The following is a 21375-nucleotide window of genomic DNA, read 5'->3' as shown; positions in this document are numbered from 1 at the left end:
TCGTAGGCCGGGTAAGCGCAGCGCCACCCGGCTTTAGTGGTTCGGTAATATCTTCCAGAACGCATCAATAAGCGGCTCATGCAGCCGCTTTTTTTGTGCGCAGACGCCAAGCTCAAACGGCGTTTTCTCGTCGCTGCGCTCCAGAATCATTACACGATTGCGCACCGGTTCCGGGCTGTTCTCCAGCACCACTTCCGGCAGCAGCGCCACGCCGCAGCCGAGCGCCACCATCGAGACCATCGCCTCGTGGCCGCCGACCGTGGCGTAAATCGAGGGATTACTGATTTTCTGCCGACGGAACCACAGCTCGATGCGGCGGCGCACCGGACCCTGATCGGCCATGATAAAGGGCACCGTTGACCAGTCTGGTTTTTCCACCGACACCTGGTTACGCACCGGGCAGGGCAGCGCCGGGGCGATCAGTACCACCGCCAGATTTTCCAGCATCGAAAACGCCACCGCCCCCGGCAGGGTTTCCGGTTTCCCGGCAATCGCCAGATCCGCTTCGCCCGTTACCACCTTTTCCATCGCGTCAGCGGCATCGCCGGTGGTGAGTTTGATCTCAACCGACGGATGCTCAGCGCGGAAGCGATCGAGGATGGGTGGCAGGTGGCTATAGGCGGCGGTCACCGAACAGAAGATATGGAGTTCACCGGAAAGCGAGGGGCCCTGCTGGTCGATGGTGTGGCGCAGCTGCTGGTACTGCAGCAAGGTTTGCTGCGCAAACGTACGCAACTCTTCTCCGGCTTCGGTGAGCGTCACCGTGCGGTTATCACGTACAAACAGGGGCTGGCCGAGGTCCTCCTCCAGGCGCTGGATCTGACGCGAAAGCGTGGAGGGGCTGACGTGCATCGCCCGCGCGCTGCGGCCAAAATGACGGCTTTCCGCCAGATGCAGGAACATTTTCAGATCGCGTAAATCCACCGATTCCACTCCAAGGTTTTATATTGCAGAAATTGCAACGTGACGTTGTGAATATATCAATTTCCGCAATAAATTTCCTGTTGTAATGTGGGTACATTCTCGCTGAAACGCGAACCGAACAATAAGACACACAACATCACGAGGTATCACCATGGCTAACTACTTCAACACACTGAATCTGCGCCAGCAGCTGGCTCAGCTGGGCAAATGCCGCTTTATGGCGCGCGATGAATTTGCCGATGGCGCAAGCTATCTTCAGGGTAAAAAAGTGGTCATCGTCGGCTGCGGCGCTCAGGGTCTGAACCAGGGCCTGAACATGCGTGATTCCGGTCTGGATATCTCCTACGCCCTGCGTAAAGAAGCCATCGCTGAGAAGCGTGCATCCTGGCGTAAAGCGACCGAAAACGGCTTCAAAGTTGGTACCTACGAAGAACTGATCCCGCAGGCGGATCTGGTGGTTAACCTGACGCCGGACAAACAGCACTCTGACGTTGTGCGTTCCGTGCAGCCGCTGATGAAAGACGGTGCGGCGCTGGGTTACTCCCACGGCTTCAACATTGTTGAAGTGGGCGAGCAGATCCGTAAAGACATCACCGTTGTGATGGTGGCACCGAAGTGCCCGGGTACCGAAGTACGTGAAGAGTACAAACGTGGTTTCGGCGTGCCGACGCTGATCGCGGTTCACCCGGAAAACGATCCGAAAGGCGAAGGCATGGCGATTGCCAAAGCATGGGCGGCGGCCACCGGCGGCCACCGTGCAGGCGTTCTGGAATCCTCTTTCGTTGCGGAAGTGAAATCTGACCTGATGGGTGAGCAGACTATCCTGTGCGGTATGCTGCAGGCCGGTTCTCTCCTGTGCTTTGACAAGCTGGTGGAAGAGGGCACCGACCCGGCATACGCAGAAAAACTGATTCAGTTTGGCTGGGAAACCATCACCGAAGCGCTGAAGCAGGGCGGTATCACCCTGATGATGGACCGTCTGTCTAACCCGGCGAAACTGCGTGCATTCGCGCTGTCCGAGCAGCTGAAAACCATCATGGCGCCGCTGTTCCAGAAACACATGGACGATATCATCTCCGGTGAGTTCTCTTCCGGCATGATGGCTGACTGGGCAAACGACGACAAAAATCTGCTGACCTGGCGTGAAGAGACCGGTAAAACCGCGTTCGAAACCGCCGCGCAGTTCGATGGCAAAATCAGCGAGCAGGAGTACTTCGACAAAGGCGTTCTGATGATTGCAATGGTGAAAGCGGGCGTTGAGCTGGCCTTCGAAACCATGGTGGATTCCGGCATCATCGAAGAGTCTGCGTACTACGAGTCACTGCACGAGCTGCCGCTGATCGCGAACACCATCGCCCGTAAGCGTCTGTATGAGATGAACGTGGTGATCTCTGATACCGCAGAGTACGGTAACTACCTGTTTTCTTACGCATGCGTACCGCTGCTGAAAGAGTTCATGACCACTCTGCAGACCGGCGACCTGGGTAAAGCCATTACCGAAGGCGCGGTAGATAATGCCCAGCTGCGTGACGTGAACGAAGCGATTCGCAGCCACGAGATCGAGAAAGTGGGTCAGAAGCTGCGTGGCTACATGACCGATATGAAACGTATCGCCGTAGCGGGTTAAGTAAATTGTCGGGTGGCGGCTACGCCTTACCCGACCTGGAAAAGCGCAAAATCGTAGGCCCGGTAAGCGTTAGCGCCACCGGGCTTTTTATTAGTTGCGGTACAGCACCTTAATGATGTGGTAACCGAACTGGGTGTGCAGCGGGCCGGTTGGCTCCAGCACCGGGCAGGAGAACACCACTTTATCGAACGCCGGAACCATCTGGCCCTGACGGAATTCACCTAAGTGGCCGCCTTTTTTACCGGATGGGCAGGTGGAGTGCTTTTTCGCCAGCTTTTCGAAGTCGCCGCCGTTCTTGATCTGCTCCAGAAGCTCCAGAGCCAGTTTCTCTTCTTTTACCAGGATGTGCATTGCTGCCGCTGTTTTCGCCATGATCGTGCCTTGAAGGGTTGAGTAAAATCGGGGCGCAATATACCACGCGTTAGCTGCGGTACAGCACCTTAATGATATGGTAGCCAAATTTGGTTTTCACCGGGCCGTAAGGCTTCAGCAACGGGCAACTGAAGACCGCCTGATCGAAGGGTCCCACCATCGCACCCTGCTTAAATTCACCTAAATCGCCGCCGTTACGCCCGGAAGGGCATTTCGAGTAGCGCTTTGCCAGATGATCGAAGCTAATGCCGCGCTCCAGTTTGGCGAGGATCTCCTGCGCCAGCTTCTCTTCCTTTACCAGAATGTGCAGGGCCGCTGCGGTCTTTTTCATGGTTCTGTTCCCGGGGTTCATCGCGTTTTCTTCACTTTATCATTAGCCGGTAAATCTGCGCCCGGCTTTCTGCTACAATCCCCACCCCGTTCGAAGATTGAGCAATATTCCCATGCGTTTAAACCCTGGACAACAACAAGCGGTCGAATTCGTAACTGGACCATGCCTGGTGCTGGCAGGGGCCGGTTCCGGTAAAACCCGCGTGATCACCAACAAAATCGCCCATCTGATCCGCGGCTGCGGCTATCAGGCACGCCATATCGCGGCGGTGACCTTTACTAACAAAGCGGCGCGCGAGATGAAAGAGCGTGTCGGGCAGACGTTAGGGCGTAAAGAGGCCCGCGGCCTGATGATCTCCACCTTCCATACCCTGGGGCTGGATATCATTAAGCGCGAATACGCGGCACTGGGTATGAAGTCAAACTTCTCCCTGTTCGACGACACCGATCAGGTGGCGCTGCTGAAAGAGTTGACCGAAGGGCTGATTGAAGACGACAAAACGGTGCTGCAGCAGTTGATCTCTACGATCTCTAACTGGAAAAACGATCTGATGGACCCTGCCCAGGCCGCTGCAAGCGCCAAAGGGGAGCGGGATCGGATCTTCGCCCACTGCTACAGCCTGTACAACGATCATCTCAAAGCCTGTAACGTGCTCGATTTCGATGACCTGATCCTGCTGCCGACGCTGCTGCTGCAGCGTAATGAAGAGGTGCGCGAGCGCTGGCAGAACAAGATCCGCTATCTGCTGGTGGATGAATACCAGGACACCAACACCAGCCAGTACGAGCTGGTGAAACTGCTGGTAGGGCAGCGGGCGCGTTTTACCGTCGTGGGTGATGACGACCAGTCGATCTACTCCTGGCGCGGCGCCCGTCCGCAAAACCTGGTCCTGCTGAGCAAAGACTTCCCGGCGCTGCAGGTGATCAAGCTGGAGCAGAACTACCGCTCCTCCGGGCGTATACTGAAGGCGGCCAACATCCTGATCGCCAATAACCCGCACGTGTTTGAAAAGCGCCTCTTCTCCGAGCTGGGCTATGGCACCGAGCTCAAGGTGTTGAGCGCCAATAACGAAGATCACGAAGCCGAACGCGTGGCGGGGGAGCTGATTGCCCATCACTTCGTGAATAAGACCGACTACAAAGATTACGCCATTCTCTATCGCGGGAATCACCAGTCGCGCGTCTTTGAAAAGATGCTGATGCAGAACCGTATCCCGTACAAAATTTCCGGCGGCACCTCGTTCTTCTCGCGCCCGGAAATCAAGGATCTGCTCGCCTACCTGCGCGTGCTGACCAACCCGGATGATGACAGTGCTTTCCTGCGGATCGTGAATACGCCGAAGCGGGAGATTGGGCCGGCGACGCTGCAAAAACTGGGTGAGTGGGCAATGACCCGCAATAAGAGCCTGCTGACAGCCAGCTTCGATATGGGCCTGAGCCAGAGCTTAACCGGGCGTGGCTATGAATCGCTGACCCGCTTTACCCACTGGCTGCGCGAGATCCAGCTGCTGAGCGAGCGGGAGCCGATCGCGGCGGTGCGCGATCTGATCCGCGGCATCGACTATGAATCCTGGCTGTATGAAACCTCCGCCAGCCCGAAAGCGGCAGAGATGCGGATGAAGAACGTTAACCAGCTCTTTAGCTGGATGACCGAGATGCTGGAAGGTTCCGATATCGACGAGCCGATGACCCTGACCCAGGTCGTCACCCGCTTTACCCTGCGCGACATGATGGAGCGCGGAGAAAGCGAAGAAGAGGCGGATCAGGTGCAGCTCATGACCCTGCACGCCTCGAAAGGGCTGGAGTTCCCCTATGTCTATCTGGTGGGCATGGAAGAGGGCATCCTGCCGCATCAGAGCAGCATCGATGAAGATAACGTCGATGAAGAGCGCCGCCTGGCCTATGTGGGCATTACTCGAGCACAGAAAGAACTGACCTTTACGCTCTGTAAAGAGCGCCGTCAGTACGGGGAGCTGGTGCGTCCGGAGCCGAGCCGCTTCCTGCTGGAATTACCGCAGGATGATGTGCTCTGGGAGCAGGAACGTAAAGTGATTACCGCCGAAGAACGGATGCATAAAGGGCAGGCCAGTATCGCCAATATTCGCGCGATGATGGAGAAGGCAAAAAACCGCTAGTGTAAGGGCCCGGTAGGCGTCGCGCCGCCGGGCGTTTAATCGGGTTATTGTGCTTCAAGTACCCAGTGCACATAACTCTGCCACTGACACTCCTGCACCAGCATTTCTGCTCCCAGCGGATGGCTATCCAGCCACTTTTCCGGCAAATTCAACGTCAGCTTTTCGCCGTCCGCCATCAACGTCATGGCGGGCAGCAAATCGTCGCGCCGACGGCTGGCAAAGAGGATCGCCAGACGCAGCAGGCGGCAGAGATGCTCCGCCACGCGCGGCGGCACCGCATTTTGCTGGTGGAGTGAAGAGAGATCGACGGGGTTGGTCTGGTTCAACAGCAGCGTGGCCAGCAGCTTTTTCTGCGCCGGGGTATAACCGGGCAGATCGAGATTGCGTACCAGGTAGGCGGCATGCAGCGGTGCCTGTTTGAAATCGACGCTCAGGCCGATCTCATGCAGCTGACAGGCACTCACCAGCAGCTCGCGGCTGACAGGCTCAAGATGCCACTCGCTTTCAACCTGATCGAGGAAACTGACCGCCAGGTTCGCGACCCGATGCGCCTGTTCGATATCCACCATAAACCGGCGCTGAATATTGCGCAGCGTATGGTTGCGAATGTCCTGATCGACGGCCAGATGCAGCATGCCGTAGACCAGCCCTTCCCGTAGCGCACCGCCCGCAAGGGTCATGCACTGAATATTCAGTTCGGTGAAAATGGCAATCAGGATCGCCAGCCCGCTTGGGAACACCAGGGCACGCTCAAGGGTCAGCCCTTCAATTTCGAGCTCTTCCAGACGACCACAGTGGATTGCGCGCTGCTTTAACTGCTGCAGTTTCGCCAGCGTAATACGCTCATCCATCCCCTGCGCCATCATGATTTCCTGCAGCGCCTGGACGGTGCCGGACGCGCCAACGCAGACCTTCCAGCCGTGATAACGCAGCTCATCCGCCACCGGACGCAGTACCTCGCGGGCGGCTTTTTCCGCGTCATCGAAGTTCTCTTGCGCCAGATTGCGATCGGTAAAGTAGCGTTCAAGCCAGGTGACACAGCCCATCGACAGGCTATTCAGGGAGGTTGCCTGCGCACCGATACCGGTGACCAGCTCAGTGCTTGCACCGCCGATATCCACCACCAGACGACGTTCATCGCCGCCCGTGGTATGCGCCACGCCCTGATAAATCAGACGGGCTTCTTCTTCACCGCTGATTACCTGTACCGGGCAGCCGAGGATCGCCTGCGCTGTAGCAATAAACTCCCCGGCATTCACCGCCAGACGCAGGGTTGCGGTGGCGACAACACGGATTTGCTGGGGAGGAATATCCTGCAGGCGTTCGGCAAAGAGACGCAGGCATTGCCAGCCGCGCTCCATGGCTTCAGGAGAGAGATGATTATCCGCACTCAGGCCCGCCGCGAGACGGACCTTGCGCTTAATACGCGTCAGCGTCTGTATACTTCCCGCCACCTCGCGTACAACCAGCATATGAAAACTATTCGAACCTAAATCAATAGCTGCATAGAGCGAGGTGGACCGGAGCATAGTTTTTAGCCTGAACGACGACGATTACGCGGGGCGCTGTTACGGCGCGGGCCATTGCCGGAACGGGCGCGGGTCAGGCGCTTCGCCGGCGGCAGTTCGCTTAACAGCGCTTCCGGGTTGTATTTACTCTGCGGAATTGAGTGGCCGATATAGGTTTCAATCGCCGGCAGGTTCAGCGCATACTCTTCGCAGGCAAGGCTGATGGAGTGACCGCTGGCGCCCGCACGACCGGTACGGCCGATACGGTGAACGTAATCTTCGCAATCGTCCGGCAGATCGTAGTTAAAGACATGGGTGACCGCCGGGATATGCAGACCACGTGCGGCCACGTCCGTTGCCACCAGAATATCCAGATCGCCACGAGTGAAATCCTCGAGAATGCGCAGTCGTTTTTTCTGCGCCACATCACCGGTCAACAGACCCACACGATGCCCATCCGCAGCCAGATGGCCCCAGATATCTTCACAGCGGTGTTTGGTGTTAGCGAATACGATGGCGCGATCCGGCCACTCTTCTTCAATCAGCGTTTGCAGTAAACGCATTTTTTCTTCGTTAGACGGGTAGAAGAGCTCTTCTTTAATACGGTGGCCGGTTTTCTGTTCCGGCTCCACTTCGACGTATTCAGCGTTGTTCATCTGTTCGAACGCCAGCTCACGGACGCGATAAGACAGCGTAGCTGAGAACAGCATGTTCAGGCGCTGGTTAGCGGCAGGCATACGACGGAACAGCCAGCGGATATCTTTAATAAAGCCCAGATCGTACATACGATCGGCTTCATCCAGCACCACAACCTGGATAGCGCCGAGGTTAATGTGGTTCTGTTTTGCATAATCGATCAGACGGCCAGTGGTGCCAATCAGAATATCGACGCCGCTTTCCAGCACTTTCAGCTGTTTGTCGTAACCGTCACCGCCGTAGGCCAGGCCGAGCTTCAGACCGGTGGCCTGTGCCAGCGGTTCTGCGTCAGCGTGGATCTGTACCGCCAGTTCTCGCGTCGGGGCCATGATCAGCGCGCGCGGCTGGTTAACTTTGCGGTCAGCAATTGCCGGGTGAGTCAGTAAATAATGAAACGTTGACGTTAAAAACGCCATCGTTTTGCCGGTACCGGTTTGCGCCTGCCCTGCAACATCGCGACCTGCCAGCGTTAGCGGGAGGGCGAGAGCCTGAATGGGCGTGCAGTTATGAAACCCTTTATTTTCAAGGGCTTCGATCACTTTTGGGTGCAGGGCGAAGTCGGAAAACTTCTGTTCTGTTAAATGTGTTTTGCTCATAGTGTGGTAGAATATCAGCTATCTATTGCTTTACGAAAGCGTATCCGGTGAAATAAAGTCAACCTTTAGTTGGTTAATGCTACATCAACAGGTCGTTGATGGAAGCGAGATCAACGCACCAGGCTTATTCCTGTGGAGTTATATATGAGCGATAAAATTATTCACCTGACTGACGACAGTTTTGACACGGACGTACTTAAAGCTGACGGGCTGATCCTCGTCGATTTCTGGGCTGAATGGTGTGGTCCTTGCAAAATGATCGCCCCGATTCTGGATGAGATCGCTGACGAATATCAGGGCAAACTGACCGTAGCGAAACTGAACATCGACCAGAACCCGGGCACCGCACCTAAGTATGGCATTCGTGGTATCCCAACCCTGCTGCTGTTCAAAAACGGTGAAGTTGCGGCGACCAAAGTGGGCGCGCTGTCCAAAGGTCAACTGAAAGAGTTCCTGGACGCCAACCTGGCGTAAGGTTCTCGGCTGTGCGTCCAGGGTTTCTAAATTGTTTGGATCTCTGGACGCCCGGCTAGAGTCGTGCTAAGTTAGCTATGACTTCGTTTTAAACATACCTTGTTGTTTGAATCTTGTTTTACCCGATACTTCCCGTTGTTGACATAAACAGTGCGTGAAGTGGATAGATTCCGGGCTTGTCACTCAATCCGTCTTGTCGTTTCAGTTCTGTGCTTTCCCTGTGACCAGACAGCGAACAGACATGAGTTGATGGCCGCTAACAGGCATGGATGACCCTGCCATACCATTCACAAATTAAGTTCGAGTATCACCCCGAGTTTAAGAACCCACACCATTATGAATCTTACCGAATTAAAGAATACGCCGGTTTCTGAGCTGATCACTCTCGGCGAAAATATGGGACTGGAAAACCAGGCTCGTATGCGCAAGCAGGACATCATTTTTGCCATCCTGAAGCAGCACGCAAAGAGTGGCGAAGATATCTTTGGCGACGGTGTGCTGGAGATATTGCAGGACGGATTTGGTTTCCTCCGCTCTGCAGACAGCTCCTACCTCGCCGGTCCTGATGATATCTACGTTTCCCCCAGCCAAATCCGCCGTTTCAACCTCCGCACTGGTGACACCATTTCAGGTAAGATTCGTCCTCCTAAAGAGGGTGAACGCTACTTTGCGCTGTTGAAAGTTAATGAAGTTAACTACGACAAACCAGAAAACTCGCGCAATAAGATCCTGTTTGAAAACTTAACGCCGCTGCACGCGAACTCTCGCCTGCGCATGGAGCGTGGTAACGGTTCTACCGAAGACTTAACCGCTCGCGTTCTGGATCTGGCGTCTCCGATTGGTCGTGGCCAGCGTGGTCTGATTGTGGCACCGCCGAAAGCCGGTAAAACCATGCTGCTGCAGAACATCGCCCAGAGCATCGCATACAACCACCCAGACTGCGTGCTGATGGTGCTGCTGATTGACGAACGTCCGGAAGAAGTGACCGAGATGCAGCGTCTGGTGAAAGGTGAGGTTGTAGCCTCTACCTTCGACGAACCGGCATCCCGTCACGTTCAGGTTGCGGAAATGGTTATCGAGAAGGCGAAGCGTCTGGTTGAGCATAAAAAAGACGTTATCATCCTCCTCGACTCTATCACCCGTCTGGCGCGTGCCTACAACACCGTGGTTCCGGCTTCCGGTAAAGTACTGACCGGTGGTGTGGATGCTAACGCCCTGCACCGTCCGAAGCGTTTCTTCGGTGCTGCGCGTAATGTCGAAGAGGGCGGAAGCCTGACCATCATCGCAACCGCGCTGATCGACACCGGTTCGAAGATGGATGAAGTTATTTACGAAGAGTTTAAAGGTACAGGCAACATGGAACTGCACCTCTCTCGTAAAATCGCTGAAAAGCGCGTCTTCCCGGCTATCGACTATAACCGTTCCGGTACCCGTAAAGAAGAGCTGCTCACCACTCAGGAAGAGCTGCAGAAAATGTGGATCCTGCGTAAAATTATCCATCCAATGGGTGAAATCGACGCGATGGAGTTCCTCATTAACAAACTGGCGATGACCAAAACTAACGACGATTTCTTCGATATGATGAAGCGCTCGTAAAGTAAATAAAGCGCCGAAACGCCACGTTTTTACGTGGCGTTTTTCTTTTGTGGCTTATACGCTGTAACTGTGCGCTGTCCAATTATCTCTGCCGGAGACGAAAATGGGAATGTTCGTCAAAGCAGAAAAGTAATTGTCTGAAAAATAAACAAAGGGACTTGGGTGAGGCCTGCTTTTTCCTTCTGGAGCCGAGCCTTCAAGGTTATACTTCCGGGATTAACATTTGTTGAGAGTATCCATAGTGAATCTACTCACCGCGGTGACTGAGCTAATCAGTATTTTTCTTTTCACCACCTGCTTTTTATTTCTCGCCCGCAAGGCGGCGAAGAGAGTGGGTCTGGTGGATAAGCCCAACTATCGTAAACGCCATCAAGGCTTGATTCCGCTGGTTGGCGGAATCTCTGTTTATGCGGGCATCTGTTTCACCTTCAGTATTGCGGATTACTATATCCCGCATGCGGCGCTCTATCTGGCGTGTGCCGGCGTGCTGGTTTTGGTGGGGGCGCTGGACGACAGGTTTGATATTAGCGTGAAATTCCGCGCTGCGGTTCAGGCGGCCATCGGCGTCATCATGATGGTGGTTGGGAAACTCTACCTCAGCAGCCTCGGCTATATTTTCGGTACCTGGGAGATGGTACTGGGGCCGTTCGGCTACTTCCTGACGCTGTTTGCCGTGTGGGCGGCGATTAACGCCTTTAATATGGTGGACGGCATCGACGGCCTGCTGGGGGGGCTCTCCAGCGTTTCGTTCGCCGCAATCGGCATCATCCTGTGGTTCGACGGTCAGTACAGCCTGTCGATGTGGTGCTTTGCGATGATTGCCGCCATTCTGCCATATATCCTCCTTAACCTTGGCGTGCTGGGCCGTCGCTACAAAGTCTTTATGGGGGATGCCGGGAGTACGCTGATTGGTTTTACCGTTATCTGGATCCTGCTGGAAACCACTCAGGGGAATACCCACCCAATCAGTCCGGTGACGGCCCTGTGGATTATTGCCATTCCGCTGATGGATATGGTGGCGATTATGTATCGCCGTCTGCGCAAAGGGATGAGCCCGTTCTCGCCAGATCGTCAACATATTCACCATCTGATTATGCGCGCCGGCTTCACCTCGCGTCAGGCGTTTGTCTTAATCACCCTCGCCGCTGCGCTGCTGGCTGGCATTGGTGTCGCCGCAGAATATGCACATTTCATCCCTGAATGGGTAATGTTGGTATTATTCTTGCTAGCATTTTTCCTGTACGGCTACTGTATAAAGCGCGCATGGAAAGTGGCGCGCTTTATTAAACGCGTAAAACGCCGTATGCGTCGAAATGGCAATAACCCAACTTTAACCAAGTAAATCGGGACTGTAATGACTCAACCGTTGGCGGGAGCAAAATCAGTGGTAACTGAGAATGAGCTGGATGTTCGTGGCTTGTTCCGCGTGTTATGGGCGGGCAAGTTTTGGATCGCAGGTATTGCGCTGGGCTTTGCACTTATCGCACTGGCGTATACCTTTTTCGCCCGACAGGAGTGGAGCGCGACGGCCATTACCGATCGTCCGACGGTGAACATGCTCGGGGGCTTCTACTCTCAGCAACAGTTTCTGCGTAACCTGGATGTGAAAGCGAATCCAGCCTCCGCCGAGCAGCCCTCGGTGATGGACGAGTCCTACAAAGAGTTCATTATGCAACTCGCCTCCTGGGATACGCGCCGTGATTTCTGGAACCAGACCGACTATTTCAAACAGCGGATGGTGGGCAACAGCAAGGCGGATGCCGCCCTGCTGGACGAACTGATCAACAATATTCAGTTCATGGCGGGCGACCCGCTGCGCAACATTAACGACAGCGTCAAACTGATCGCGGAAACCGCGCCGGATGCCAACAATCTGCTGCGTCAGTATGTCGCTTTCGCCAGCCAGCGAGCGGCAAGTCATCTGAATGATGAGCTGAAAGGGGCCTGGGCAGCGCGTACCGTGCAGATGAAAGCGCAGGTCAAACGTCAGGAAGAGGTGGCGAAAGCGATCTTTAATCGCCGGGTTCATAATATTGAGCAAGCGCTGAAGATTGCGGAGAAGAGCAATATCTCCCGCAGCGAAACCGACGTGCCGGCCGACGAACTGCCAGATTCTGAAATGTTCCTGCTGGGCCGCCCAATGCTGCAGGCGCGCCTGGAAAACCTGCAGGCCGTAGGCCCGGATGTTGACCTCGACTACGATCAAAACCGCGCCATGCTCACAACCCTCAACGTAGGTCCGACACTGGACCCACGTTTTCAGACCTATCGTTATTTGCGAACACCTGAAGAACCTGTAAAACGCGATAGTCCACGTCGCGCATTCCTGATGATTATGTGGGGGATTGTGGGTGCTTTAATTGGCGCAGGCGTGGCATTAACCCGTCGTCGCAAAATTTAAGAACGCCATCTACGATGAAGGCTTATGGCCTTCATCGCTTAATCGAAGAGAATCGATGTGAAAGTACTAACCGTCTTTGGTACGAGGCCGGAAGCCATCAAGATGGCGCCTCTGGTTCATGCGCTGGCAAGCGACCCTTATTTTGAGGCGAAAGTTTGCGTTACCGCACAGCATCGGGAGATGCTGGATCAGGTCCTTAACCTCTTTTCTATTGTTCCCGATTACGACCTCAATATTATGAAACCGGGGCAAGGATTAACCGAAATTACCAGCCGTATTCTGGAAGGGTTAAAACCCATTCTGGAGTCGTTCAGGCCTGATGTCGTGCTGGTGCACGGTGATACCACTACCACCATCGCCACCAGCCTGGCGGCGTTCTATCAGCGTATTCCAGTGGGGCATGTCGAAGCGGGATTGCGTACTGGCGATCTTTACTCTCCCTGGCCTGAAGAGGCGAACCGTACCCTGACCGGGCATCTGGCGATGTATCACTTCGCACCGACGGAGAACTCCCGTCAGAACCTGCTGCGCGAGAACATAAAAGACCAGCATATCTTTGTCACCGGCAACACGGTGATCGACGCGCTGATCTGGGTGCGTGACCGGGTGCTGGCGAGTGACACCCTGCGTGGGGAGCTGGCCGAGCAGTATCCGTTCCTGGCCAATGGTAAAAAGATGATCCTGGTGACCGGACACCGTCGGGAAAGCTTTGGTCAGGGATTCGAGCAAATCTGCCATGCGCTGGCGGAAATCGCTGCACTTAATGAAGATGTGCAGATCGTCTATCCGGTGCACCTGAATCCCAACGTCAGTGAACCGGTCAACCGCATCCTGGGGCACGTCAAAAACGTCATACTTATTGAGCCGCAGGACTATCTGCCTTTCGTCTGGCTGATGAACCACGCCTGGCTGATCCTGACCGACTCTGGCGGTATTCAGGAAGAGGCGCCTTCATTGGGCAAACCGGTGCTGGTAATGCGTGAGACCACCGAGCGCCCGGAAGCGGTCAAAGCCGGAACCGTGCGGCTGGTGGGCACCGATTCGCGACTGATCGTGGAAGAGGTGACGCGCCTGCTGCACGACGATAAAGAGTATCAGACCATGAGCCGGGCCCATAATCCCTATGGTGATGGCCAGGCCTGTGACCGTATTTTGCACGCACTTAAACATAATCGGGTATCGCTATGAGTTTTACGACCATTTCTGTCATTGGGCTTGGCTACATTGGGCTGCCAACGGCGGCGGCATTTGCCTCCCGTCAAAAACAGGTCGTAGGTGTGGACATCAACCAGCATGCGGTTGCGACGATCAACAAGGGTGAAATTCACATTGTTGAACCGGATCTCGACAAGGTAGTGAAAACGGCCGTTGAGGGAGGGTACCTGAAGGCCAGCACCACGCCGGTAGCCGCCGATGCTTACCTGATTGCCGTGCCGACGCCGTTCAAAGGCGAGCATGAGCCGGATATGGCGTATGTCGAAGCGGCAGCAAAATCCATCGCGCCGGTGCTGAAAAAAGGCGCCCTGGTGATCCTGGAGTCGACCTCCCCGGTGGGTGCCACCGAGCAGATGGCACAGTGGCTGGCCGAGGCGCGCCCGGATCTCACCTTCCCGCAGCAGGCGGGTGAGCGTGCGGATATCAACGTCGCCTACTGTCCGGAGCGCGTGCTGCCGGGGCAGGTGATGGTCGAACTGATTAAAAACGATCGTGTTATTGGCGGGATGACGCCGGTCTGTTCCGCCCGCGCCAGCGAGCTCTATAACATCTTCCTGGAAGGTGAGTGCGTCGTCACCAACTCCCGTACCGCCGAGATGTGCAAGCTGACGGAAAACAGCTTCCGCGACGTCAATATCGCGTTTGCCAATGAGTTATCGCTGATTTGCGCCGATCAGGGAATCAACGTCTGGGAATTGATTCGTCTGGCGAACCGCCATCCGCGCGTCAATATCCTGCAACCCGGCCCGGGCGTAGGCGGTCACTGTATCGCGGTCGACCCGTGGTTTATCGTGGCGCAGAACCCGCAGCAGGCGCGTCTGATCCGTACGGCCCGCGAAGTGAACGACAGCAAACCGCACTGGGTGCTGAACCAGGTGAAGGCCACGGTGGCGGATTACCTGACGCAGAGCGGCAAGCGGGCAAATGAGGTGACTATCGCCTGTTTTGGTCTCGCCTTTAAGCCGAACATCGACGATCTGCGTGAAAGCCCGGCGATGGAAATTGCTGAGATGATTGCCGACTGGCACAGCGGCGAAACGCAGGTAGTGGAACCCAATATCCACGAGCTGCCGAAAAAGCTGGCCGGTCACTGCACCCTGACACGCGTTAATGATGCGCTGGCCACCGCCGATGTGCTGGTGCTGCTGGTGGATCACAGCGAGTTTAAAGCGATTCCGGGCGATGCCGTGCGTCAGGAATTTATCGTTGATACCAAAGGCGTATGGCGTTGAGTCAGCTGCGTGGTGCGTTACAGCCGCTGGACTGGGAAAGTCAGTTTTTTTCCCTGCCCACGGCCATTGTGCGCCTGTCTGATGACGCCCCGTTGCTGGCGGCCGACGATTTATCCGCCTGGCAACGCGTGCAGGCTAAAATTCCGGCCACCCGCACCGACTGGCTGGATGCACTCCAGCAGCAGGGCTTCAGGCTGGTTGAAGGCGAAGCCGATCTCGCGATCCAGGTGACGCAGCATGCCTGCCCAGGCGCTGAGATCGCTACCGAACAGGATATTCCGGCGCTGCGCCAGCTGGCCGCGCAGGCGTTTGCCCTGAGCCGCTTTCGCGCGCCCTGGTACGCCCCGGACGACAGCGGTCGCTTCTATGCCCAGTGGATCGAAAATGCGGTAAAAGGCACCTTCGATCACCTCTGCCTGATATTCCGTGCACCGGATGGCGCCATCCTGGGCTTTGTCTCCTTGCGTAAACTGAATGACACCGACGCGCGTATCGGCCTGCTGGCCGGGCGCGGCATGGGCGAGCGGTTGATGCAGGCGGCGCTGTGCTGGGCCGGACAACAGCAGCTTTCCACATTGCGGGTGGCGACCCAGATGGGCAACACCGCCGCGCTTAAACGTTATATTGCAAGCGGCGGCAACATCGAAACGACCGCTTACTGGCTATACAGGTGACAAGATGATCCCATTTAATGCGCCTCCCGTGGTGGGCACCGAACTTGATTACATGCAGTCTGCGATGGGCAGCGGCAAACTCTGTGGCGATGGCGGCTATACTCGCCGTTGCCAGCAGTGGATGGAACAGCGTTTTCAGAGCGCGAAGGTGCTGCTCACGCCGTCCTGCACCGCCTCGCTGGAGATGGCGGCGCTATTGCTGGATATCGGTCCTGGCGATGAAGTGATCATGCCGAGCTACACCTTTGTCTCGACCGCTAACGCCTTCGTGCTGCGTGGAGCGAAAATCATCTTCGTGGATATCCGTCCGGACACCATGAACATCGACGAGACGCTGATTGAAGCGGCGATCACCGACAAGACCCGCGCCATCGTGCCGGTACACTATGCCGGCGTGGCGTGCGAGATGGACACCATCATGGCGATCGCCAAAAAGCACAACCTGTATGTGGTGGAAGATGCCGCGCAGGGGGTGATGTCCACCTACAAAGGCCGCGCGCTGGGTACTATCGGTCATATTGGTTGCTTCAGCTTCCACGAAACCAAAAACTACACCGCAGGCGGTGAGGGCGGCGCGACCCTGATTAACGATCGCGCCCTGGTGGAGCGCGCAGAGATCATCCGTGAGAAAGGCACCAACCGCAGCCAGTTCTTCCGCGGACAGGTGGATAAGTACACCTGGCGCGATATCGGCTCCAGCTACCTGATGGCGGATCTGCAGGCGGCATACCTGTGGGCCCAGCTGGAAGCGGCAGATCGCATCAACCAGCAGCGCCTGGCGCTGTGGCAGACCTATTACGATGCGCTGGCCCCGCTGGCGCGAAAAGGCCGTATCGAGCTGCCAACCATCCCGGCGGACTGCGTGCATAACGCGCATATGTTCTACATCAAGCTGCGGGATAACGACGATCGCAGCGATCTGATCGCATACCTGAAAGAGGCCGAGATCCTGGCGGTGTTCCACTATATTCCGCTGCACTCCAGCCCGGCAGGGGAAGCCTTTGGTCAATTTGTGGGTGACGATCGCTTCACCACCAAAGAAAGTGAGCGGTTACTCCGCTTACCGCTGTTCTACAACCTCGCTGCAGTCAACCAGCGCACGGTCATTAATACCCTTCTGAGTTATTTCGGCTGATATGTCTCTGGCGAAAGCATCGGTGTGGACCGCCGCGTCCACACTCGTCAAGATCGGCACGGGCCTGTTAGTCGTCAAACTGCTGGCCGTCTCATTTGGCCCGGCGGGCGTTGGGCAGGCGGGGAACTTCCGTCAGCTGGTCACCGTGCTGGGCGTGCTGGCCGGGGCGGGTATCTTCAACGGCGTGACCAAGTACGTGGCGCAATATCATGATGATAAGGCGCAATTACGTACGGTGGTCGGGACCTCATCCGCGATGGTGCTGGGCTTTTCCACCCTGCTGGCGGTGATCTTTTTACTGGCAGCCGCGCCCATCAGCGAGGGGCTGTTTGGTCATACGGGCTATCAGGGCCTGGTGCGGCTGGTGGCGCTGGTGCAGATGGGTATCGCCTGGGCTAACCTGCTGCTGGCGCTGATGAAGGGCTTCCGCGATGCCGCCGGCAATGCGCTGGCGCTGATCGTCGGCAGCGTGATTGGGGTCGTCGCCTATTATGCCTGTTATCGTCTCGGCGGCTACGAAGGCGCGCTGCTGGGGCTGGCGCTGGTGCCAGCGCTGGTGGTGATCCCGGCGGCTATCATGCTGATGCGCAGAGGTACTGTCCCGCTGCACTATCTTAAGCCGCAATGGGACAAGATCCTTGCGGGACAGCTGGGCAAATTTACCCTGATGGCGCTTATCACCTCGGTCACTCTGCCGGTAGCCTATGTGATGATGCGAAATCTGCTGGCGGCGCACTACAGCTGGGATGAGGTGGGGATCTGGCAAGGCGTCAGCAGCATCTCCGATGCCTACCTGCAGTTCATTACCGCCTCTTTTAGCGTCTACCTGCTGCCAACCCTGTCGCGTCTGACGGGGCGTCAGGAGATCACCCGCGAGATACTCCGTTCCCTGCGCTTCGTCTTACCGGCGGTGGCTGTCGCCAGTTTTACCGTCTGGCTGCTGCGCGATGTTGCTATCTGGCTGCTGTTCTCCGCTAAATTTACCGCGATGCGCGATCTGTTTGCCTGGCAGCTGGTGGGGGATGTGCTGAAAGTAGGCGCTTACGTCTTTGGCTATCTGGTGATCGCCAAAGCCTCGCTGCGGCTCTACATTCTGGCGGAAATCAGCCAGTTCACCCTGCTGACGGCGTTTTCGCACTGGCTGATCCCCACGCACGGCGCGCTGGGAGCGGCCCAGGCCTACATGGCCACCTATATTGTCTATTTTGCTGCCTGTTGCGGCGTCTTTTTACTTTGGCATAAACGCGCATGACTGCACTGATTCACGTCCTGGGATCGGATATCCCACATCATAACCAGACCGTACTGCGGTTCTTTAACGATGAGCTGGCACCCGGCAGCGCCCTGGCGCGCGAAATTATGGTGGTGGGGAAGGATACCGGCCTGAGCGCCGCCTGCCCGGCACTGCAGCTGACTTTCTGGCCGGATAAAGCGTCGCTTGCCAAAGCGGTGATCGCCAAAGCCAAAGCGGATCGCCAGCAGCGTTTCTTTTTCCACGGTCAGTTCAATACCGGCCTGTGGCTGGCGCTACTGAGTGGGGGCATCAAGCCCGCGCAGTTTAACTGGCATATCTGGGGGGCAGATCTGTATGAAGTCTCCCAGGGCTGGAAATTCCGTCTTTTCTATCCGCTGCGTCGCATGGCCCAAGGGCGGGTGGGCTGCATCTTTGCCACCCGCGGCGATCTGAACTATTTCGCCCAACGTCATCCGAACGTCCGCGGCGAGCTGCTCTATTTTCCGACCCGCATGGATCCGTCCCTGAACGGGTTAGCCAGCGATGTGAAGCGCGAGGGGAAGCTGACGATTCTGGTGGGTAATTCCGGGGATCGCAGCAACGAACATATCGTGGCCCTGAAGGCGGTGCATCAGCAATTTGGCGATACGGTCAACGTGATCGTACCCATGGGCTATCCTGCTAATAACGCGGTGTACATCAATGAAGTTCGCCAGAGCGGGCTGGCGTTGTTCAGCCCGGATAATCTGCAGATCCTCAGCGATAAGCTGGCCTTTGACGACTACCTGGCCCTGCTGCGCCAGTGCGATCTGGGTTACTTCATCTTCGCGCGCCAGCAGGGGATTGGCACGCTGTGTCTGCTGATCCAGGCGGGCGTGCCCTGCGTGCTCAATCGCGACAACCCGTTCTGGCAGGATATGGCGGAGCAGCACATTCCGGTGCTGTTCACCACGGACGACCTGAATGAAGAGGTGGTGCGCGAAGCGCAGCGACAGCTGACGCAGGTGGATAAAAACACCATCGATTTTTTCAGCCCGAACTACCTTACGCCGTGGCACAAGGCGCTGCGGATCGCCTCAGGGGAGAAAGCATGAGCCAGTTGCAATTTAGCGGCCTGTTGGTCATCTGGCTTCTGAGCGCGCTCTTTATCGCCACCCTGACCTGGTTCGAGTTCCGGCGGGTGCGCTTTAACTTCAACGTCTTTTTCTCGCTGCTGTTTCTGCTGACCTTTTACTTCGGCTTCCCGCTGACCAGCGTGCTGGTGTTCCGCTTCGACGTGGCCGTCGTACCGCCGGAGATCCTGATGCAGGCCCTGCTGTCGGCCACCTGTTTCTATGGGGTCTACTACGTCGCCTACAAGACGCGGCTGAAACCCGCCAGCTCTGGCGCTGAGCGACGACCGCTGTTTACCATGAACCGGGTCGAGACCCACCTGACCTGGGTGATGTTGATGGGGATCGCGCTAATTACCGTCGGCATCTTCTTCATGCACAACGGCTTTTTGCTGTTTAAGCTGCACTCCTACAGCCAGATCTTCTCCAGCGAAGTCTCAGGGGTGGCGCTCAAGCGCTTCTTCTACTTCTTCATTCCGGCGATGCTGGTGGTCTATTTTCTGCGCCAGGATGCCCGGGCGTGGTTGTTTTTCCTGGTCAGCACTGTGGCGTTTGGCCTGCTGACCTACATGATTGTCGGCGGCACGCGCGCGAACATCATTATTGCCTTTGCTATCTTCCTGTTTATCGGCATCATTCGCGGCTGGATCTCGCTGTGGATGCTGGCTGCCGCAGGGGTGATGGGGATTGTCGGGATGTTCTGGCTGGCGCTGAAACGCTATGGCATGGACGTCAGCGGCGATGAGGCGTTTTACACCTTCCTGTACCTCACCCGCGATACCTTCTCGCCGTGGGAGAACCTGGCCCTGCTGCTGCAGAACTACGACAAAATCGACTTTCAGGGGCTGGCACCCATCGTGCGCGATTTTTATGTCTTTATCCCCACCTGGCTGTGGCCGGACAGGCCGGGAGTGGTTCTGAACACCGCCAACTACTTTACCTGGGAAGTGCTTAACAACCACTCCGGTCTGGCGATCTCACCGACGCTGATCGGCTCGCTGGTGGTGATGGGCGGCGGCTGGTTTATCCTGCCGGGGGCGATCGCCGTAGGGCTGATTATCAAATGGTTCGACTGGCTCTATACGCTGGGCAATCAGGAGACCAATCGCTACAAGGCAGCGATTTTGCATAGTTTCTGTTTCGGTGCCATTTTCAATATGATCGTGCTGGCGCGAGAGGGGCTGGACTCGTTCGTCTCTCGCGTGGTCTTTTTCATGGTGGTTTTTGGCGCCTGTCTGCTGATGGCGAAGCTGCTGTACTGGCTGTTCGACAGCGCCGGGTTAGTACATAAGCGCGAGCTGGCAAGCGGCAGGGCGCTTTCGCGAGTCTGAGTAAGGATAATAATGACTGACAATACCTCTGCGCCGCTGTATGACCTGCGGGGCCTGAAGCTGATTGGCTGGCGTGATATGCAACATGCGCTGGACTATCTCTGCGCCAGTGACGGAATGAGAACCGGCACGCTGGTGGCCATCAATGCAGAAAAGATGCTTACCATTGAGGATAACGCCCAGGTACGCGATCTCATTGAGGCGGCAGAATTTAAATACGCTGACGGCATCAGCGTGGTGCGCTCCTTGCGTAAGAAATACCCGGATGCGAACATCTCCCGCGTGGCGGGGGCTGACCTCTGGGAAGCGCTGATGGCCCGGGCGGGCACAGACGGCACGCCGGTGTTCCTTGTTGGCGGCAAACCGGAGATTCTGGCGCAAACCGAGCAGAAGCTGCGTGCCCGGTGGCAGGTGAATATCGTCGGTAGCCAGGACGGTTACTTCAGTGCCGATCAGCAGCAGGCGCTGTTTGGCCGCATTCGCGACAGCGGGGCGAAGATTGTCACCGTGGCGATGGGTTCCCCGCGTCAGGAGATCCTGATGCGCGACTGCCGTCAGGTCTACCCGGACGCACTCTATATGGGGGTGGGTGGCACTTACGACGTCTTTACCGGCCATGTGAAGCGTGCGCCAAAGGTATGGCAGAACCTGGGGCTGGAGTGGCTGTATCGCCTCTTATCACAGCCCAGCCGCATCACCCGGCAGCTGCGTCTGCTGCGTTATCTCGGCTGGCACTACTCCGGTCGGCTTTAATCTGTGATTTGCAGCGCGATCTGCTGTTCG

19 protein-coding genes are annotated in these 21375 nt (G+C 56.5%); 14 read left to right on the top strand and 5 right to left on the bottom strand.

The genetic code is table 11. The features are described from left to right. Nucleotides 1-33 precede the first annotated feature (33 nt). On the bottom strand, nt 34-924 hold the full coding sequence (ilvY, locus tag GNG27_RS22615) for an HTH-type transcriptional activator IlvY (protein WP_103181002.1): 891 nt from the start codon (nt 922-924) through the stop codon (nt 34-36). A gap of 151 nt (nt 925-1075) precedes the next feature. On the opposite strand from ilvY, the gene ilvC reads away from it, so the two are divergent. Beyond that, nucleotides 1076-2551 carry a ketol-acid reductoisomerase gene (ilvC, locus tag GNG27_RS22610; protein ID WP_032615195.1) on the top strand — a complete coding sequence of 492 codons (1476 nt, stop codon included), beginning with the start codon at nt 1076-1078 and terminating at the stop codon, nt 2549-2551. A gap of 90 nt (nt 2552-2641) precedes the next feature. On the opposite strand, the gene ppiC (GNG27_RS22605) is transcribed toward ilvC, so the two are convergent. Further along, the gene (ppiC, locus tag GNG27_RS22605; RefSeq protein WP_032615193.1) at nt 2642-2923 is read right to left on the bottom strand and encodes a peptidylprolyl isomerase PpiC; all 282 of its coding nucleotides are present in this window, start codon (nt 2921-2923) and stop codon (nt 2642-2644) included. Nucleotides 2924-2972: 49 nt separating this feature from the next. Continuing rightward, nucleotides 2973-3254, bottom strand: a complete 282-nt coding sequence (ppiC, locus tag GNG27_RS22600; RefSeq protein ID WP_106995953.1) for a peptidylprolyl isomerase PpiC — start codon at nt 3252-3254, stop codon at nt 2973-2975. A gap of 112 nt (nt 3255-3366) precedes the next feature. On the opposite strand from ppiC (GNG27_RS22600), the gene rep reads away from it, so the two are divergent. After that, the gene (gene rep, locus GNG27_RS22595) at nt 3367-5388 is read left to right on the top strand and encodes a DNA helicase Rep (RefSeq protein ID WP_156264890.1); all 2022 of its coding nucleotides are present in this window, start codon (nt 3367-3369) and stop codon (nt 5386-5388) included. A gap of 44 nt (nt 5389-5432) precedes the next feature. Here the strand turns inward: rep and gppA are convergent, their stop codons facing one another. Both gppA and rhlB read right to left on the bottom strand, forming a co-directional pair. Then, the gene (gene gppA / locus GNG27_RS22590) at nt 5433-6917 is read right to left on the bottom strand and encodes a guanosine-5'-triphosphate,3'-diphosphate diphosphatase (protein WP_156264888.1); all 1485 of its coding nucleotides are present in this window, start codon (nt 6915-6917) and stop codon (nt 5433-5435) included. A 5-nt stretch (nt 6918-6922) separates the two neighbouring features. Continuing rightward, on the bottom strand, nt 6923-8188 hold the full coding sequence (gene rhlB / locus GNG27_RS22585; RefSeq protein WP_142487534.1) for an ATP-dependent RNA helicase RhlB: 1266 nt from the start codon (nt 8186-8188) through the stop codon (nt 6923-6925). A gap of 144 nt (nt 8189-8332) precedes the next feature. Between rhlB and trxA the strand changes: the two genes are divergently transcribed. From trxA to wecG, 12 genes are all read left to right on the top strand, one after another. Then, nucleotides 8333-8662 (top strand): thioredoxin TrxA, encoded by a 330-nt coding sequence (gene trxA, locus GNG27_RS22580; RefSeq protein WP_006179218.1) that lies wholly within the window; start codon nt 8333-8335, stop codon nt 8660-8662. Between the two features lie 336 nt (nt 8663-8998). Further along, on the top strand, nt 8999-10258 hold the full coding sequence (rho, locus tag GNG27_RS22575) for a transcription termination factor Rho (protein WP_001054528.1): 1260 nt from the start codon (nt 8999-9001) through the stop codon (nt 10256-10258). Between the two features lie 241 nt (nt 10259-10499). Beyond that, entirely contained in the window at nt 10500-11600 is a 1101-nt protein-coding gene (gene wecA / locus GNG27_RS22570) for a UDP-N-acetylglucosamine--undecaprenyl-phosphate N-acetylglucosaminephosphotransferase (protein WP_142487533.1), read from the top strand. Between the two features lie 12 nt (nt 11601-11612). After that, nucleotides 11613-12659, top strand: coding sequence for an ECA polysaccharide chain length modulation protein (gene wzzE, locus GNG27_RS22565; RefSeq protein WP_142487532.1), 1047 nt, complete (start codon nt 11613-11615; stop codon nt 12657-12659). Between the two features lie 57 nt (nt 12660-12716). Further along, a complete protein-coding gene (gene wecB / locus GNG27_RS22560) occupies nt 12717-13847 on the top strand; it encodes a non-hydrolyzing UDP-N-acetylglucosamine 2-epimerase (protein WP_156264886.1) in 1131 nt (376 codons plus the stop codon). Continuing rightward, nucleotides 13844-15106: a UDP-N-acetyl-D-mannosamine dehydrogenase gene (gene wecC, locus GNG27_RS22555; protein ID WP_156264884.1), complete on the top strand. Its 1263-nt coding sequence runs from the start codon at nt 13844-13846 to the stop codon at nt 15104-15106. Before wecB ends, wecC begins: the two co-directional genes overlap by 4 nt. Continuing rightward, a complete protein-coding gene (rffC, locus tag GNG27_RS22550; RefSeq protein WP_156264882.1) occupies nt 15103-15780 on the top strand; it encodes a dTDP-4-amino-4,6-dideoxy-D-galactose acyltransferase in 678 nt (225 codons plus the stop codon). Before wecC ends, rffC begins: the two co-directional genes overlap by 4 nt. 4 nt (nt 15781-15784) lie before the next feature. Beyond that, nucleotides 15785-16915, top strand: coding sequence for a dTDP-4-amino-4,6-dideoxygalactose transaminase (rffA, locus tag GNG27_RS22545; protein ID WP_156264880.1), 1131 nt, complete (start codon nt 15785-15787; stop codon nt 16913-16915). A 1-nt stretch (nt 16916) separates the two neighbouring features. Beyond that, entirely contained in the window at nt 16917-18167 is a 1251-nt protein-coding gene (wzxE, locus tag GNG27_RS22540) for a lipid III flippase WzxE (protein ID WP_156264878.1), read from the top strand. Next, a complete protein-coding gene (locus GNG27_RS22535) occupies nt 18164-19243 on the top strand; it encodes a TDP-N-acetylfucosamine:lipid II N-acetylfucosaminyltransferase (RefSeq protein ID WP_156264876.1) in 1080 nt (359 codons plus the stop codon). The genes wzxE and GNG27_RS22535 overlap by 4 nt, the downstream gene beginning before the upstream one ends. After that, nucleotides 19240-20592, top strand: coding sequence for an ECA oligosaccharide polymerase (gene wzyE, locus GNG27_RS22530; protein ID WP_156264874.1), 1353 nt, complete (start codon nt 19240-19242; stop codon nt 20590-20592). Before GNG27_RS22535 ends, wzyE begins: the two co-directional genes overlap by 4 nt. A gap of 12 nt (nt 20593-20604) precedes the next feature. After that, nucleotides 20605-21345, top strand: coding sequence for a lipopolysaccharide N-acetylmannosaminouronosyltransferase (wecG, locus tag GNG27_RS22525; RefSeq protein ID WP_156264872.1), 741 nt, complete (start codon nt 20605-20607; stop codon nt 21343-21345). The last annotated feature ends 30 nt before the right edge of the window (nt 21346-21375 follow it).

This window comes from Leclercia sp. 119287 (genome assembly GCF_009734485.1).
GTDB classification, from domain to species: domain Bacteria; phylum Pseudomonadota; class Gammaproteobacteria; order Enterobacterales; family Enterobacteriaceae; genus Enterobacter; species Enterobacter adecarboxylatus_C.
This window is presented reverse-complemented; position numbering and strand designations above follow the sequence as displayed.

Coding starts and splice junctions, on each gene's coding strand:
- ppiC (WP_106995953.1), bottom strand. CDS start 3,254: ATGAAAAAGACCGCAGCGGCCCTGCACATTCTGGTAAAGGAAGAGAAG.
- ilvC (WP_032615195.1), top strand. CDS start 1,076: ATGGCTAACTACTTCAACACACTGAATCTGCGCCAGCAGCTGGCTCAG.
- trxA (WP_006179218.1), top strand. CDS start 8,333: ATGAGCGATAAAATTATTCACCTGACTGACGACAGTTTTGACACGGAC.
- wecG (WP_156264872.1), top strand. CDS start 20,605: ATGACTGACAATACCTCTGCGCCGCTGTATGACCTGCGGGGCCTGAAG.
- wzzE (WP_142487532.1), top strand. CDS start 11,613: ATGACTCAACCGTTGGCGGGAGCAAAATCAGTGGTAACTGAGAATGAG.
- rffA (WP_156264880.1), top strand. CDS start 15,785: ATGATCCCATTTAATGCGCCTCCCGTGGTGGGCACCGAACTTGATTAC.
- rho (WP_001054528.1), top strand. CDS start 8,999: ATGAATCTTACCGAATTAAAGAATACGCCGGTTTCTGAGCTGATCACT.
- gppA (WP_156264888.1), bottom strand. CDS start 6,917: ATGCTCCGGTCCACCTCGCTCTATGCAGCTATTGATTTAGGTTCGAAT.
- ppiC (WP_032615193.1), bottom strand. CDS start 2,923: ATGGCGAAAACAGCGGCAGCAATGCACATCCTGGTAAAAGAAGAGAAA.
- wzyE (WP_156264874.1), top strand. CDS start 19,240: ATGAGCCAGTTGCAATTTAGCGGCCTGTTGGTCATCTGGCTTCTGAGC.
- GNG27_RS22535 (WP_156264876.1), top strand. CDS start 18,164: ATGACTGCACTGATTCACGTCCTGGGATCGGATATCCCACATCATAAC.
- wecC (WP_156264884.1), top strand. CDS start 13,844: ATGAGTTTTACGACCATTTCTGTCATTGGGCTTGGCTACATTGGGCTG.
- rhlB (WP_142487534.1), bottom strand. CDS start 8,188: ATGAGCAAAACACATTTAACAGAACAGAAGTTTTCCGACTTCGCCCTG.
- rep (WP_156264890.1), top strand. CDS start 3,367: ATGCGTTTAAACCCTGGACAACAACAAGCGGTCGAATTCGTAACTGGA.
- wzxE (WP_156264878.1), top strand. CDS start 16,917: ATGTCTCTGGCGAAAGCATCGGTGTGGACCGCCGCGTCCACACTCGTC.